The organism is Mesorhizobium sp. A556 (genome assembly GCF_054489545.1).
This window is the reverse complement of record NZ_JBTMXA010000029.1, coordinates 1-15,176: the sequence shown is the minus strand read 5'-3', so window position 1 is coordinate 15,176 and position 15,176 is coordinate 1. Positions and strand designations below refer to the sequence as shown.

General features: G+C 59.1%; 11 protein-coding genes and 1 pseudogene. 3 read left to right on the top strand and 9 right to left on the bottom strand.

Annotated features, from left to right (window positions below):
• Positions 1–282: 282 nt before the first annotated feature.
• From ACX3P0_RS24510 to ACX3P0_RS24485, 6 genes are all read right to left on the bottom strand, one after another.
• Entirely contained in the window at positions 283–1,191 is a 909-nt protein-coding gene (locus tag ACX3P0_RS24510) for a protein-L-isoaspartate O-methyltransferase family protein (protein ID WP_459092716.1), read from the bottom strand.
• Positions 1,192–2,125: 934 nt separating this feature from the next.
• Entirely contained in the window at positions 2,126–3,628 is a 1,503-nt protein-coding gene (locus tag ACX3P0_RS24505) for an ABC transporter substrate-binding protein (protein WP_459092720.1), read from the bottom strand.
• A gap of 56 nt (positions 3,629–3,684) precedes the next feature.
• Positions 3,685–5,370, bottom strand: a complete 1,686-nt coding sequence (locus ACX3P0_RS24500; protein WP_459092714.1) for a dipeptide ABC transporter ATP-binding protein — start codon at positions 5,368–5,370, stop codon at positions 3,685–3,687.
• Positions 5,367–6,218: an ABC transporter permease gene (locus tag ACX3P0_RS24495; RefSeq protein WP_459092712.1), complete on the bottom strand. Its 852-nt coding sequence runs from the start codon at positions 6,216–6,218 to the stop codon at positions 5,367–5,369. The genes ACX3P0_RS24500 and ACX3P0_RS24495 overlap by 4 nt, the downstream gene beginning before the upstream one ends.
• The gene (locus ACX3P0_RS24490; protein ID WP_459092710.1) at positions 6,215–7,153 is read right to left on the bottom strand and encodes an ABC transporter permease; all 939 of its coding nucleotides are present in this window, start codon (positions 7,151–7,153) and stop codon (positions 6,215–6,217) included. The genes ACX3P0_RS24495 and ACX3P0_RS24490 overlap by 4 nt, the downstream gene beginning before the upstream one ends.
• Positions 7,154–7,189: 36 nt before the next feature.
• A complete protein-coding gene (locus tag ACX3P0_RS24485; protein WP_459092708.1) occupies positions 7,190–8,080 on the bottom strand; it encodes a proline iminopeptidase-family hydrolase in 891 nt (296 codons plus the stop codon).
• Between the two features lie 159 nt (positions 8,081–8,239).
• On the opposite strand from ACX3P0_RS24485, the gene ACX3P0_RS24480 reads away from it, so the two are divergent.
• Both ACX3P0_RS24480 and ACX3P0_RS24475 read left to right on the top strand, forming a co-directional pair.
• Positions 8,240–9,001: a helix-turn-helix transcriptional regulator gene (locus tag ACX3P0_RS24480; protein ID WP_459092706.1), complete on the top strand. Its 762-nt coding sequence runs from the start codon at positions 8,240–8,242 to the stop codon at positions 8,999–9,001.
• An 85-nt stretch (positions 9,002–9,086) separates the two neighbouring features.
• Positions 9,087–10,664, top strand: coding sequence for a D-aminopeptidase (locus tag ACX3P0_RS24475; protein ID WP_459092704.1), 1,578 nt, complete (start codon positions 9,087–9,089; stop codon positions 10,662–10,664).
• Positions 10,665–10,804: 140 nt separating this feature from the next.
• Here the strand turns inward: ACX3P0_RS24475 and ACX3P0_RS24470 are convergent, their stop codons facing one another.
• Positions 10,805–11,314 (bottom strand): ArdC-like ssDNA-binding domain-containing protein, encoded by a 510-nt coding sequence (locus ACX3P0_RS24470; RefSeq protein ID WP_459092718.1) that lies wholly within the window; start codon positions 11,312–11,314, stop codon positions 10,805–10,807.
• A 207-nt stretch (positions 11,315–11,521) separates the two neighbouring features.
• Here ACX3P0_RS24470 and ACX3P0_RS24465 point away from each other — a divergent pair.
• Positions 11,522–12,109, top strand: a pseudogene (locus tag ACX3P0_RS24465) (DUF6615 family protein); the annotation flags it as partial.
• Here the strand turns inward: ACX3P0_RS24465 and ACX3P0_RS24460 are convergent.
• Together ACX3P0_RS24460 and ACX3P0_RS24455 are read right to left on the bottom strand one after the other, a co-directional pair.
• The gene (locus ACX3P0_RS24460) at positions 12,002–14,590 is read right to left on the bottom strand and encodes an ATP-binding protein (protein WP_459092702.1); all 2,589 of its coding nucleotides are present in this window, start codon (positions 14,588–14,590) and stop codon (positions 12,002–12,004) included. The pseudogene ACX3P0_RS24465 and the gene ACX3P0_RS24460 overlap by 108 nt on opposite strands.
• Positions 14,568–14,786 carry a hypothetical protein gene (locus tag ACX3P0_RS24455; protein ID WP_459092700.1) on the bottom strand — a complete coding sequence of 73 codons (219 nt, stop codon included), beginning with the start codon at positions 14,784–14,786 and terminating at the stop codon, positions 14,568–14,570. The genes ACX3P0_RS24460 and ACX3P0_RS24455 overlap by 23 nt, the downstream gene beginning before the upstream one ends.
• Positions 14,787–15,176: the final 390 nt, after the last annotated feature.

The following is a 15,176-nucleotide window of genomic DNA, read 5'->3' as shown; positions in this document are numbered from 1 at the left end:
TTTAGGTACCGGCCTTGGCCATAGACAGACTCGATACCTCGGGTGCGCCCCTCCGCCAAACTATCGTTTGTAACGCTTCCCCGTCCGCTTCTGGGTGGGAAGCGGACTGTCTTCTTCCCATTGGGTTTCGCGGGATACCCGCCATTCGGTATTGCAGAAGTCGGTCGCAGATCGTCGATTTCTGCGGCTGATATTTGCGACAGAAAATCCCTGGAAAATCAGCACTTCCGGTACTGTCGTGGAACTTAGGAATTACGCGACGGTATGATGCCGAACCGTTGCCTAAGCATAGGCTAGGCACCAGCCGGGAGCGCGAACCCAACATCGCTCGGCCGGCACCTCATCAGTACGATACAGCCGGGTCACCCGCTTGTGCTCCCCGCTCTCGAATGCCGCCGCGAGGGCTTTTTCCGATTCCTCATCGCGCATTCCTTCACAGGGGAAGATGGCCACCGGCGAAATCCATTGCGCGTGAAATTCCTCACCCCTACGCGTCACGAGGAACACCGCCCCGCGAAGGTGCATGTTGCTCCAATTGCTGCTGGTAAATCCAAGATCGGTCGTAAGCGGTAGGATCAGCCTTCCGCCGTTATTGAGCCGGTCCAGCCAGATATTCGCGGGCCGGGTCGCGCCGGCGTTCACATAGATCACATCGGCTGAATCGAACGCTACGGAGCTGCCATCTCCCTGGACCACGGAAACGATCGGATAGGCAGCGAGATTTGCTTTCGCCCGCGCAGCAAGCTCCTGCTCGAACTCAATCGCCGTCACCCTGCCGGATGCGGCAACGAGGTTCGCCATGATCGCAGAATAGTAGCCGGCACCAGCGCCAACATGCACGATATGCTCGCCTGCTCGCCTGCTCGCCTGTTCGCCTGTTCGCAGGGCGGCCTGCGAAAGCAGGAAGGCATGAAGTGAAGGTTGTCCGTTGTTAATGTGGCGCTCAGGGACGATACCAACAACGTCATCCGTATAGAGGTAGACCGGGTCGGCGGTCGGGGTCGGAACATAGGCTCTTCGCATTCGGAAGATCGGCCACGGACCGGGACCAAGGAAATCTTCTCGCGGTACTTCGGCAAAGGCTGCTTCAACACGTTCATCGACAACTCTCACAGCCGCCGTGATCTGCTTCGCATAAGCTCGCCGCACGATCTTCAATTCGTCAGGTGTCATCAGCAGAACCAACTCCATAGATTCCTGTCGCGAAAGTCCCGAAACATGCGACAGATATGATCCAAGTCAATGTCGACCTGCAAGGTCCGCTCTAGGCGTCCTCGCCTCCTGCCATGAACGGCCGAGATGAGGTCGGTGGCCGAACGGCGGCTTATCACCGAAATCTTCTAAAACCGGACGGTCCGGAATCGCCCCAATACGCGTCTTCCGAGTAGTAGCTCGCCACTGACCGCACTGACGCAACTCGGTCCTTCCAGCTTTCAGATTGGCCACCGATCAAAAGCAGGAGCCGAGTCGGAGGCCGAAGCACCATGGCATTCGGCGACCATCACTTAAGCGTAATCTCTCCGGTGAGGGCCGCAGGGGATCAGCTTTTGGCGGTTCGTCAATTGTGTCGGGATCGTATTCGCCGGATCATTCGATGGCGTCGACGTGGTTCGAGTGTTCGGGGTCGGTCATGGCGTGAGCATGTCGTAGAAGCCCGGAATGCTACCGCAATCTTCCGGCGGAGCCATCTTCTCACCACCAGTGTAGCGCGGTTAGGAGAGCTTCGGATCGCCAATCCTAACGCCGATCACCGTGAGCCGAAGAGATATTGGACTGCCGTCTCGCGGGACTTCAGAACGTCGCGCAGGCGCATCTTGGCCGGGCCCTCGCGCAGTTCAGTCCCGTGCTTCGCACCCTCGTCCATCGGCAGGGTTCGTCTCTGCTTGCTTATTTCAGCAGATTTCACCGACAAGGTTGCAGCGTTTGGCAGTTGCTTTCAAAAGAAATCTTGCGGCTCTTCGTCAATACAGCCGATGTGTCGGCGCTCACCCTGTGTCCCCAATCCTGCGTGATGTGCCAGCTGATTGACGACCAGGCCGTCGTCGCCAACGTTGAGGCAAGTCGTGCTGAACGGGTGGCACCAACAGCCACCCGTTTGAAACCCGGCCCTTGCGGCTACCCAGGATTAGTTCTTGACCGTATCCTCCAGGAAGAACCGGCCGAGCGGATTCTGGTAGAAATTCTCGATGTTCTTGCGCGTGACGTTGATGAAGGGGCTGTAGTAGAGATCGATCCAGTGGACATCGTCCTTGGCGGTCTTCTGGATTTCCACGTACATCGCCTCACGCTTGGCCGGATCCATCTCGACACGGGCATCGGCAACAAGATTCTTTACCTTCTCGTTCTGGTAGCGGGTCATGTAGTTCATGTTGGAATCGTGCCCCAGGACGAAGGTGGTTTTCTGATCCGGGTCGATGACGTCATATGTCCAGTACATGACCGAAACATCGTAATCTCCGGCAATCAGCATATCCCAACTCTGGCTGGAATCGACCTTCTGCAGGTTCGCGGTCACGCCGGCCTTGGCAAGTTGCTGTTGCAACAGGACGGCGATTTGCTCGTCCACCTCGTTGCCGGCATTCACTACATAGTTCAATGTGAGATCGGACGCGCCGGCATCGGCCAGCATTTGCTTGGCTTTTTCCGGATCGTAAGGCCGCTGCAAATTGTCGTCATTGTGGTAGAGCGCGCCCTTGGGGATGTAAGAATTGGCTACCTCGCCTAGGCCGAAGGTCACGGTATCGATGATCGCCTGCTTGTCGATTGCCATGTCGAGCGCTTCGCGGACCTCTTTTTTGGCCAGTGCGCCATGTTCATGGTTGATGAGCAGGTGGTCTTCGCGGGTTGACGTATCCTGCGTGACAATCAGTTCGGGGTCCTTCTTCAATTCGGCCACGCGCGAGAAGGGTACGAAGATCGCGGCATCCAACTGACCGGCCTGCACGTTGAGCATGCGGGTATTGTCGTCGGGAACGGAAATCCACTCCACGCCATCCAGCTGGACGCGGTCGGCTTCCCAGAAATTGGGGTTCTTCTCCAGGATGACGCGGTCACCGCGGCGCCACTCCTTCAGCGTGAAGGCACCCGAAGCGACGGGGTTTTCCGCATAGGCCTCGGCACCCATGGATTCGACCCCCTTCTTGGAAAGGATCGATGCGCCCGGCATGGCAAGCGAGGCCAGGAATGGCGCCGACAGCGTCTTGAGCTTGACCACCAGCGTGCGCTCGTCGTCGCCTTGGGTGGCGGTGTCGATCACCTGATAGGAATCGCTCCACAGCGAGCCTTCGTCGTCGCGGATGCGCAGCAGGCTGAAGGCCGCATCTTGCGCGGTAATCTGCGAGCCGTCGGAGAACTTGGCGTCACGCAGCTTGAACTTGTAGGTCAGGCCGTCCTCGGAAACCGTCCAGCTTTCCGCCAGGCCGGGCTCCAGTAGCTTGCCGCTCTTGTCGACGCGGATGAGCACATCGTAGACGTTGGAGAATACCCAGAAGTCGACATTCTGCGCCGTCTTGATCGGATCGAAGGTGGTGGAATCCTCACGTCGTCCAATGGTCAGGACCCCCGCTGCTTCGGCGATGCTGACGCCTAGCGACAGGCCGGCCATGATGGCCACGAGGCTTACTTTCATCCATTTGTTTTTCATTGTTGCGTTCCCTCTGGTTGATGTGGATTTCCGGTTTTCTGCTATGCAAGTTCTTGCGCCGTCTGCGGCAAAAGCGGCTTGTCGGGGTCTATGTCAGGGATGGCTCGTATGAGGGCCTGGGTGTAGGCCTCGGCTGGGTGCTCGAACACCGCCGCAGACGCTCCCTGCTCGACAATGCGTCCCCGATGCATGACGACGACCCTGTCGCACAGGTTCCGTACGATCGCGAGATCGTGTGCGATAAACAGCAGGGTCAGGTTCATCTTGCGCTTCAGCGTGTGAAACAGATCGAGTATCTGCGCCTGGATGGTCACATCCAGCGCTGCGGTGCTTTCATCGGCAATGATCAGTCGAGGCTCCACCGCCAGAGCCCGCGCAATGCCGGCACGCTGGCATTGCCCACCGCTCATGCTGCGCGGCCGACGGCCGGCGAACTCCCGGCCGAGATCGACGAGATCGAGCAATTCACCGACGCGCTCGGGAATTTTGGCCGTCGGCGTGCGGCCCTGGACCTTCAACACCTCGGCCAACATCTCGCCTATGGGCAGGCGCGGATTCAGCGCGTTGTAGGGGTCCTGGAACACCATCGCGGTTTCGCGACGAAGCCTAGCGAAAAAGGCCGCGCGATCCTCGTGCAAGCTGGTACCGCCGAAGGTCACATTACCCGAAGCAATTGGCGTAAGGCCCAATATGGCCCGCGCCAGGGTGCTCTTGCCGCTACCGGATTCGCCGACGATGCCCACCGCTTCGCCAGCCATGACCCTCAGCGACACGCCGGCCACCGCATGGACTGCGCCGGACCTGCCGCCGAACAGGCTGCCGGCCCCGGCAAAGCGGACGTCGAGTTCCTCCACCTCGAGTAGCGGCTTGTCTTCGGGCGCAGCACGCGCTTGTGGAACGGATCGGGGGGCGGCCGAGACCGCTGAGAGCAGGGGCATCGAGGGATGGCTGCCGATAAGGGCTTTCGTATAGGGATGGCTCGGCGCCTTCAGGATTTGGCGCTTGGCTCCCTGCTCGACGAGCCTGCCGTCTCGCATGACCGCGATGCGGTCGCACGTCTGCGCTACGATTCCCAGATCATGCGTGATCAGGATGATCGACAGGCCACGCTCCCGGCGTATATCCATCAGCAGTTGCAAGATCTGCGCCTGGATGGTGACATCGAGAGCGGTCGTGGGTTCGTCGGCAATAAGGATTTCGGGGTTGCACGAAAGGGCCACGCCAATCATGGCCCGTTGGCGCATGCCGCCCGAAAATTCGTGTGGATAGGCGTCGAATTGCCGGTCCGGCTCGGGAAAGCCGACCTGGCGCAGGATCGCCGTCGCCTCTTTGCGGGCGGCGCGAGCGTCGAGTTTCTGGTGGTAGCGAATCCCTTCGGTCAACTGGTTGCCAATGCTCATCACGGGATCGAGATGGCTGGTGGGATTTTGAAAGATCATCCCGATTTTGCCGCCGCGAATCTTCAGCATTTCGGCGGCACTCGCCTTGGTGAGATCGCGCTCGCCAAGCATGATAGAGCCGCTGGAGATGCGCATATTGCTGGACGGCAGGAGCCTGACCAGCGTACGGCAAAACAGGCTCTTTCCCGATCCACTTTCGCCGACCAACCCAAGCACCTCCCGCTTGGAGAGTTCGAGCGACACCTCGTCGAGCAATACGCGCGGTACACCGCCCGCTACGTCCAGGGTGACGCTGAGGTCGCTGACGCTGAGGACAGCATCCCTCATTCCTTCACCCCAAGCGCATCGCCGAGCGCGTCCCCAAACAGGCTGAAACCGAAGGCCAAAGCTACGATGGAAAGGCCGGGAAACAGTGTTATCCACCAGGCGGTGGTAATGAATGGCTGGCCTTCGGCGACCATGATGCCCCATTCCGCAATCGGTGGCTGGACGCCTAACCCCAGATAGCTGATCGCCGCACCGTTGAGTAATACGAGCACGGCATCCGACATCGAGAACACAACCGAACCTGCAATCGCATTCGGCAGTAAATGGCGGAACATGATGCGCGTTCGGCTGAAACCAAGGCTGACGGCGGCCAGCGCGTAGTCGCTGTTTTTCAGCACGAGAACCTGCGCCCTTATCAGGCGCGCGTAGGAGACCCAGCCGACGAGCGCCATGGCAATGTAGAAACTGCTCAGGCCAGGCCCCAATATGGCGATGATCGACAGGACCAACACCAGGAAAGGGAAGGCGAGGATCACGTCGATGAGCCGCATAAAGATTGCGTCCACGACGCCACCGAAAAACCCCGCCACCGTTCCGATCAGCGTGCCGATGATAAAGGGAAAGATGACACCCAATATGGCGATCTGGAGATCGATGCGGATACCCCATATGACGCGCGAAAAAACGTCGCGGCCGAAATTATCGGTCCCGAATGGATGCAACCAGGAAGGTCCTTGCAGGCGAACCTCGGAATTCTGCAGGATGGGATCGTAGGGCGCGACAAAGGGCGCTAGCAGCGCAACCAGCACAAAGAGGGCCAGGACGGTGCCGCCGATGATCAGGGCCGGCTGCCTGCCGAACAGGTGCCGCCAGGAGGCGCGCCTTATATCGAGGGCACGCACGTTCATAACTCCACCCTCGGGTCAACGGCGACCGTTACGATGTCGGCCAGAAGGTTGATGAGCACGGTAGCGCAGGCAAGCACCATCGCCACTCCCTGCACGACCATGTAGTCGCGCGAAAAAATCGCCCTCACCAGTAATTGCCCGATGCCGGGAATGGCGAACACACTTTCGATGACGACGGTTCCGCCGATCAGCCAGCCGAGATTGATGGCGAGCAGGTTGATCGTCGGCACCATCGAGTTGGGCACGACGTGGCGCCAGAACACGATGCCCTCCGGCATGCCGCGGGCGCGAGCGGCGGTGGCGACGTCCGAACGCAACCCTTCCACCATCGCGGCGCGCAGGCTGCGGGTAAGCACCGTCGAAAGCGATAGCGCGATCGTCACGCTGGGCAACACAAGATGAGCCGCCTTATCGGTAAACGTCTCACCATAGCCGGAAACCGGGAGCCAACCGAGATTGACGCTGAACAGGATGATCAGCATCAGACCCAGCCAGAAGGGCGGGAAGCCGATACCTGCGGTTGATACCACCCGGACAGCGTGGTCGGCCAGGCGCCCGCTGTTGCGCGCCGCCAGTGCCGCCATCGGCACTGCGATCAAGACCGAAAGCACGACACTGGTCAGTACGAGCACCAATGTCGGCTCGATGCGCGTCATGATGAGTTGCAGAACATCGATCTTGTAGAGGATCGACTTGCCCATCTCGCCGTTGAAAAGGTTCTTCACGAAGTAAAAATACTGAACCCACATCGGTTCATCGAGGCCGTATTGGCGACGAATGTTGGCGATGGCGGTTGGCGTCGCGCGAGAGCCCAGCAACACCCGTGCAGGGTCACCGGGAATAAGCCGCACCAGCACGAAAGTGACGATGCTGATGCCGACCAGAACCGGCAGGAACTGCAACGGGCGATAGAGAACAAATTTATATCGATGCATTAACCCGCTTTCCGGAATTCCGGCCCCTCTGCACCATCAATCTATCCCATGCCGGGAAAGAAAGTCGATCAGGGTAGGATAGTACTCGTCCGGGTTCTCGTAGAAAGGCATATGGCTCGCATTTCGTACGATTTTCAGTTCCGCGTGCGGAAGGGCTCCTTTCATGCGCAGGCCGCAAGCGGGGGTCAACTCGTCATGCTCTCCGTGGACAATAAGCACCGGCGCCTTGATCCTCGGTAGATCCGGCACACGGTTCCACTCCTTCAGATTGCCCGTATAGAGAAACTCGTTCGGTCCCTGCATCGTGACGTAGGGACCCATGTTCCAATCATCCAGCGAGCGGCGCACGGGGGCTGGCCACTCCTGCAACCGACACACGTGGCGATAGTTGAGGATGGTTATGGCCGCAGCATATTCGGGGTGGTCCAGCGTTCCCTGCGCCTCGTGGCGCTGCATCATGGTCACGGCCTCCGGGCCGAGCGCCGAACGCAGCCGCTCCAGCTCCGAGACGAGATGCGGTATGTCCGCAACCGTGTCGGCAAGGATCAGCGATGCAAGGTTGTTGGGATAGGTAAGCGCATAGTCGATAGCCAGCCAGCCACCCCAGGAATGACCAAGCAGGTGCACCTTGCCGAGGCCGAGTTCACGCCGTACGGTTTCGGTTTCTTCTACATAGCGCTCGATCGTCCATAGCGACGGGTCGTCAGGGCGATCGGACGCCCCGGTGCCGAGTTGGTCGAAGGCGACGACGCGATAGCCGCGCTCCACCAAGCAAGAGTGCGAATCGCGCAGATAGTCGCAAGGCAGACCGGGTCCGCCGTTCAGGCACAGTACCGTTTGCGACCCTGCGCCAAAGCTGTAGGCGCGGATGCGATGGCCGCCAACCGCGATTTCGATCTCATCGTCGGGGATTATTTCGTGCCACATATGCTTCCTCTGCGTTCCAGACGGGAAGTTTATTCCGCCTCGTCGCTTTCGCCAGCTATAAGAAATGATAGGTTTGCGTTGCCTTTTGCGCTCTGCGCATGGAAAGCCTACTCATCGCAAGCGAAGAGGCGATGATCGCGCTATATATTGGCTGGGAACATGCTCGACCGGATAGAGGCCATCAGGCACGAGTTCAATCAGCATGAAACGCTGGGTGGGCGCATTGACCACGCTTTCGAAGCCATGCAGGGTTTTGGCTTCGAAACCCTGATCTACGATTATACGCCGATACCGATCGACCCCAGCGGCAACATCATTATTCCGTCCTTCATGGAATTGCGGAACATCCCCCGGGGGATGCACGAATATTGGTGTGACCGGGGCTATTTCCTCATCGATCCGGTGCAACTGCTTGCGGCGCGCACCTCGGTGCCGTTCTTCTGGAACTACGAGCCTGGTACCGACACCCGCATCCGCCGGTTCGTTACCGACGAGACGCAACCGGTGGTGTGCTATCTGCTCGACCACGGCCTCTCGGCCGGTGTGACCGTTCCCATCCATATGCCCCACGGCGGCTACGCTACCGTGACCGGGACACTGGAAACGGGGTATGGCGCTGGCATGAAAGACGCGCTCCGCCACCTCGGTGACTTCGGATTGCTGGCCCATATCTTCCATGAGACGGCATACCAGGCCTATGGCAGGGCCTTGCGGGCATCCACCCGGGCACAACTGACTGCACGCGAGAAGCAATGCCTGCGGTATTGTGCGGAAGGTTACTCGGCCAAGGAAATATCACGCTTCATCGACCGTTCGATGCCGACCGTCGTGATGCATCTGGGTGCCGCGGCGAAAAAGCTTGGAGCCCGCAACCGCACTCAAACGGTTGCGCTTGCGCTGCGCCACGGCCTCCTAGAATGACACCCCAGCCACCCGTGGACGGTACCGCGGCCGAGTTGACATCCACCATGCGGCATCGTCAATAAGCTCGGCTTGTTGCATATCTATGGAGAACCCGCCTTTGGTCAGCGCAGTCGATCTTTTATCCCTGAAAAAGGCTCTTGCTTCTCTACCCCAACGTTTCAAGGGGCCGGGTGGCGTGGTTGGCGTTGTCGAAGACGGCAAGACGCTTGCGACGCAGGCCTGGGGGTATGCGGATATGGCCACCGGCAAGGCGATGAACGTGACCACGCGCCTGCCGATCTGTTCCGTCAGCAAGCAGTTCACCTGCGGAGTGCTACTCGACATGGTGGGCGACCCGGCGCGGTTCGACGGGCGCGTCGCCGATTTCCTGCCCAATCTGGAAGGTCCGCTGCCCACCGTGGCGAACTTCTGCAATATGCAGTCCGGTCTTCGCGACTATTGGGCGATGACCGTAATGCACGGCGCGCAGCATGATGGTGTGTTTCGACGCGAGGATGCCCTTCCGCTTTTGGCGCGCATGCGCACCGTCCATTTTGCGCCGGGTAGCCGCTATTCATATTCCAACGGCAATTTCCGCATCCTCCCTGAGCTTTTGGAGGCTCATTCGGGCCGCACGCTGGCAGAACTCTACGCACAGCGGCTGTTCGAACCTGCAGGGATGCAGACCGCCGAGCTGACGGCCGATACGCGCGCACCGGCGGATGGCGTGGTCGGTTACGAAGGCAATGAAAGCGTGGGGTTCTTTCCAGCCACAAACGGAATCTACTGGATTGGCGACGCTGGCATCTCCGCTTCCCTGGAGGATATGCTGTCGTGGGAGCGTTATATCGATGCCACGCGAGACGATCCGCAGGGGATTTATCGGCGCCTCTCCCAACCCCAGACGTTCAACGATGGAAAGGCAGCCTCCTATGGCTTCGGCCTGTCGCACGAGCGGCTTGGAGATGTGGGATTGACCGGTCATGGCGGCGCGCTGCGCGGCTTTCGCCTGCAGCGCCTCTACGCACCTTCAATAAGGCTTTCCGTTGTCGTGCTGTTCAATCACGAGGCCGATGCGCATGAGGCCGCGTATGCGCTGATGCGGGCAGCACTCGGTCAACCCGAACGCTCGACTGCCGTACAGGCTGTCGAACCGGACTGGAAGGGAAGTTACCTCGACAAGGAAAACGGCCTTCTGCTGGACATTTCTGTTGGTGACGGACGGCTCGACACCCACTACGCCACGTCCTGCGAGACGCTGGATGTCGATAAGGGCAATACCGCTTCTTCACCCTTGATGAACCTGGCGCGCGACGGCGACACCGTTGCGCTGAATCGGCCACGAGAGAACTTGATTTCCGTCGCTGCCCGCGTAACGGGCGAGCCCTCATCCGATCTGGCAGGGCGATACTTCTCGCCTGAACTGGACGGCTCTCTTGAGATCGAAATGACCGGCAATGTTTTGTTCGGCCGCTTCGAAGGTTTGCTCGGCAAGGGGCCGATGCATACTGTCTATCCCGTCGGCGCGGACGTCTTCGTGCTTTCCTGCCGGCGTTCCATGGATGCTCCAGCACCAGGAAACTGGACGATCCAGATCGAGCGTGATGGAGACGGCGGTGTGCGCGGCCTGACCATCGGCTGCTGGCTGGCGAGAAACGTTTCTTATGAAAAGGTCGAATGACGATATCGCTGGTGAGAGCCGGAGGGACCTCGCCATCGGCCTATGATGTCCAGGATGTGTAAAATCATTTTACGAGTCCGATGCCGGGCGCCGGCTCAAGCCCACCAGAGTGGATACTGGCTAGCAAGCCGTAAAGATTTTCACCCCGATGGTGCTCGCCCGCCTTTACTGGACGTCTGCTTCGCGCCTTCATTCCTGTCGTTCGAGCTATGGTGCGGATCGCCCAAAAGCGGACACTGATTTGGCGCAGTGATCCTAAACCCGTAGCAGAGCACTTTGCCCGCGACCCAGAGGCTGACGACATTGATCCCGTCATAGGCGTTGCCGTTGAGGGCGTTTGTCGGGATGTGGAGTCCGCCGCCGTTCTTGCGCCACGGCAGGGATGGCTGGCCAGGATTGGCCTCGATTGCGGCGATGAGTTGTTTGGGTGATTTCCGCGTGAATATCGCGGCGTTGAGTGGTCTGGTTTTTCGACATGGTCGGCATCCTTCAATGCGAGCCCCCTTGAGTGGCGGTCTTGATGCCGAAAGAGGGCGACGGGGAGCCGAGCGGGTGCGGAACCCGAACTCAAGGGAGGGCGGCGCCGGCCCTAAGGCCGAAAGCCGAGGCGAATGCCTTGCAGTACCCGCGCCACGGCGCAGATTAGGCATCATGGACAAGACCGCTACGGGCGGGCTCGGGGCGGGAGCACCATGCCGAAGGTGATCACCCCACAAGCGGCGGAACGCGGTGTGCACTGGCGGCAAATTGCTATCAAACTGCCGGGCGACGCATGGCGTAGTGCGGCAAGGGGCCTCTAACTTCACGGTTCCGCAAGTCTCCGTATTGGTCTAGCGTGGAATAGGGGGGCATTTGCAATGAGTTACGTATTTACGGCTGAGCAACTCTGTTTGCAGGGGCTTGCCAGAATTATCTGGGACAAGCGGGGGCAGGCCAAGCGGGTGGGATTGCCCTTCGGGGAAGAGACGGTGACGGAAACGTTCCTGGTGGATCTCGCGCTGACCTATCCTGGCTCCGTAACGATTGTGCCTTTCACTAAATCGGTCGAAGGCAAGAACGGCTCGGATTGGGCCTGGTCATTCGAGAGTGCCGATCGTGCCTATTCTTATCCGATGATGGTGCAGGCGAAGGTTCTGGACGTTCACGACAAGGACTACGGTGAGATCAAACGGACGATAGGCGGCAGCAAGGATCGCCAGATCGATCGACTGATGGAGGTGTCGCAGCGCCTGGGCTTTCCAGCCTACTATGCGTTTTACAATCACCTTTCAGATTTGACGCGCGTGCCCAACAACTGCACGTCCCTCCAAATGATGAACGGCGGACCGATGCCGGAGTCATGGGGCATTTCCATTGCGGATGCGAAAAAAGTGCTGAGCACGCTTCCCGACCAGTCTTTCGACAAGAACCGTGCCCATTCGATCCCGCTCCACTGCCTGCTCTGCTCGGGAGGAGCCGGTGCGAGAGGCCCCTTCGGCGCACCGGGCAGGGTGGCCAGACAGCTTGGCGCGGGTGATGAGGATTGGACCCTCCCTGTTGGAACACCGGGTGAGCCACCCCCAGGCGTGCGGCGCGGCGCCCATCCCATGTTTGATGTTGCCGGGGAGGCAGCCGTCATCGACAGCCCTGAGCATCGCGACAATCTGCTGGACCACAATCATTTTCGCGAACCGTTCGATGGCTTCCCGCACCCGTTGAGCACCCTCTTTGCGAACGAGCGGGTCGGTCGATTTCACCATTGGCGCTGCCTTCGCCATCATGGTGGCTAGAGCATCTCCCTGGCTTCTGATCTCTGTTCCTAGGAGGGGGGCAGCCCGAATGAGTTGCAGCTGAATTGCGCCATTGTGATCCCACCGATGGCCGATGTCTTTCCAACTCGCATGATCCTGGGTGCCGATTATGACTTGCACGCCCGCCTTGGTGAGGGCCTCGAGAACGGAGGATGTGAAATTCGGGCGATAGTCATCGTCGCTGCTGAGAACCGGATCATCAAGGATGATGAAGCCCGCTTGCTCCTTAATCGCGCGGGCAAGAAAAATGGAGAGACCCAGGCAGTGCAACTGAGATTGGCTAAGCACAGCCACAGCGTCCCGCACTTTCGGATTGCTTCGATCGTCGGCGACCGCCAGGCCAACCTTGAGGTCGATAATGCGACGGGACTTGCTGCTGCGCCGTTGCACACCGTCGAAGAACGTTGCCTCATCAGGGCGAAGTAGCTCCCACCAATGGCGGACGCCGTCACTCAAGTCCAAAAATTTCTGGTCCACGACCTTGCTGTTTGCAACGTCGATCTCGGTGACCGCCTTTTCGAGGTCCTTGAGTTTCTTCGCGTGAAGGGAGGCATTGCGAATTGCGGTCCAAAGGCTTTCGGGGTGTCCGGATAAGCGCACTAGTGCATCCCATCCGGTTATGTTGGCGCTCTGATCCACAGAGAGTTTCAACACTGCCGTCAGCGCTTGAGCCGCGGCCGAGTAAGCGAGTGTTGCCTCCTCTAGAGCGTCCTGAGCCACGACAACTTGGCTCAGGCGGGAGTGCAGATCGTCGGCAGCGTTCCAGGTTGCCGTGTCCGCCAACGCCTCTTCAATGCACTGGCGAGCAACCTTTATACATCGGGAAAGGGTACGGCTGCGCCGCCAAACTGTTCGGGTTTCTGTCAGCCACGAAGCTACAAGGGCGTCATCATCTGCGAGTGTGCTGATGGCGGCGATGGTGAAACCCTTTTTCTTGCGGGCATATGCAAGCGTATTGGCAAAAGCAGGCAGCCCGCGGGTGGCGGACGTCTCGAGCGCCGCGAGAAGGGCATCGACGGCCTTGACGGCAGAGGAGAACGCGATCTCGGAATCTGTGTACGACTTGGCGGCTTCGGTTTGGGTTTTGATGTACGCTATGCGAGCTGCGGTCAGAGAGTTGGTCGCGCCGCACAGCGGACAGTCCTGATCGCTGTTATGGTCATGATCCGGTATCTGCAGGGCAGCCTGAAAGAGGCCAACGAGCCGTTGGGTCTCTTCCGCCACTTTGCTGCGCTCTTTCAAAAAGTTGGAGGAGGCGTCTGTCACCGTTGCGATATCGCCATTCCACCTAGCGAACGCCTCGTAAGAAAAGAGCGTTATCGGAAATGCAAGCGAACGGCGACGAGTGAGTTCAGCGTCCAGGTCTTGACAAAGATCGGACAAATCGGCGCTCGATGTGGAGGCGTCACGCTCAAGAAGTGTATTGCAGCATGACGAGAGTCGACTCTTCAATCCGTCGATATCATTTGCAGTTCGCAGGAATATCGTTTCGAGCGCGATCGACTTCATCGCCTCAATCGTACCGAGGTCGGTAAGCTCCTGTGATGTGGGGGCCTTCACTTGGCCGGCGAGACCCGCTACTGCCGTCCGAAAGTCTTCAAGCTCCTGCGTGTCTAGAACTGCGCGGAAATACGTGGCGCGATCCGTTGGACTTGCAGAAAAGAGATAGCCTAGCGTGTGCTGGGCTAAGACGGGCGCGCGAAGCGGCTCATGGGACAAGCGTAGGCCAAGGACCAACTCAATATCGGACTCCTTGGCTACGACGCCGTCGATCTCGAGACGGGTGTTGCAGCCAACTGCGCTGCCTCGATGATAGTCTTCGATGAGAGTTCTGGAGACCCGGCGGACCTGTCCATCATGGCAGATGATCTCTGCTTCTACGACCGTAGGCAGCGCATTCTCGACGTGAGCATTTCGGAGCGCCTCAGAAAACTCATCCTTTGCACTGGCTAGCATCTCGCGGCGAGCGATCTGCCCGGTAAACAGAAACTCGACTGCCTCCGTTAGGCTTGTCTTGCCCTGGCTGTTTCCTCCCCAGAAGACCGAAATCGTAGGGGATAGGGCGACGCTTTGCTTCGACTTGCCAAAGCTACGGAAGCCCTGGATCGAGATGCTATTGATCCGAAGGGGTGTCATCGGCAACCTGATTGGGAAGACCGTGGGTTTTCCACGCGTCAAGGAGGGCGGCGGTACGCTTGTCCACGGGTGCACCTTGCCATGCTTTCGCCAGCGAGGCCGAAAGGCTGCCGGCGGGAAGTTGATGCAGCACGCGACTGATGTTCGTTGCGGCTGCGGCGTCTGGCAACGCAACCGTATCTTCGTCAATGCTCATAGCGCCCGCTTCAGTTTCGAAATTGAACCGCAGCAATACTATCTGGACACGACACTAGAAGCAAAAGGAGTTGCCGCTATAGATATCAGCCTAGGGTGATAATCTAACTTGTGAAAGGTCAAAGCGGGGATTGGCCGTTATTCGGTAAGCCGCGCGGAGCCCAATGTTGGCGTACCACCCGGCGGAAAACTGATATCCATGGCTGGTGAGGCACGTATCGCGGACCAGTGCGTCGCTCGTACCTAATGACGTCTGGTGCGTTGGCGGCCACCAATGGATGATTTGAAGCGGTGAGTTCAACCGGTCATCGCAACACCTTCTGCAGCCTATCGGCCGGGGTCTCGAAGTCCAAGGTTTTTCGGGGTCGCTGATTGAGCCTCAGAGCGACGT

Coding starts and splice junctions, on each gene's coding strand:
- ACX3P0_RS24485 (WP_459092708.1), bottom strand. CDS start 8,080: ATGTGGCACGAAATAATCCCCGACGATGAGATCGAAATCGCGGTTGGC.
- ACX3P0_RS24470 (WP_459092718.1), bottom strand. CDS start 11,314: ATGCCTAATCTGCGCCGTGGCGCGGGTACTGCAAGGCATTCGCCTCGG.
- ACX3P0_RS24490 (WP_459092710.1), bottom strand. CDS start 7,153: ATGCATCGATATAAATTTGTTCTCTATCGCCCGTTGCAGTTCCTGCCG.
- ACX3P0_RS24505 (WP_459092720.1), bottom strand. CDS start 3,628: ATGAAAGTAAGCCTCGTGGCCATCATGGCCGGCCTGTCGCTAGGCGTC.
- ACX3P0_RS24455 (WP_459092700.1), bottom strand. CDS start 14,786: ATGAGCATTGACGAAGATACGGTTGCGTTGCCAGACGCCGCAGCCGCA.
- ACX3P0_RS24495 (WP_459092712.1), bottom strand. CDS start 6,218: ATGAACGTGCGTGCCCTCGATATAAGGCGCGCCTCCTGGCGGCACCTG.
- ACX3P0_RS24475 (WP_459092704.1), top strand. CDS start 9,087: ATGGAGAACCCGCCTTTGGTCAGCGCAGTCGATCTTTTATCCCTGAAA.
- ACX3P0_RS24480 (WP_459092706.1), top strand. CDS start 8,240: ATGCTCGACCGGATAGAGGCCATCAGGCACGAGTTCAATCAGCATGAA.
- ACX3P0_RS24500 (WP_459092714.1), bottom strand. CDS start 5,370: ATGAGGGATGCTGTCCTCAGCGTCAGCGACCTCAGCGTCACCCTGGAC.
- ACX3P0_RS24460 (WP_459092702.1), bottom strand. CDS start 14,590: ATGACACCCCTTCGGATCAATAGCATCTCGATCCAGGGCTTCCGTAGC.
- ACX3P0_RS24510 (WP_459092716.1), bottom strand. CDS start 1,191: ATGGAGTTGGTTCTGCTGATGACACCTGACGAATTGAAGATCGTGCGG.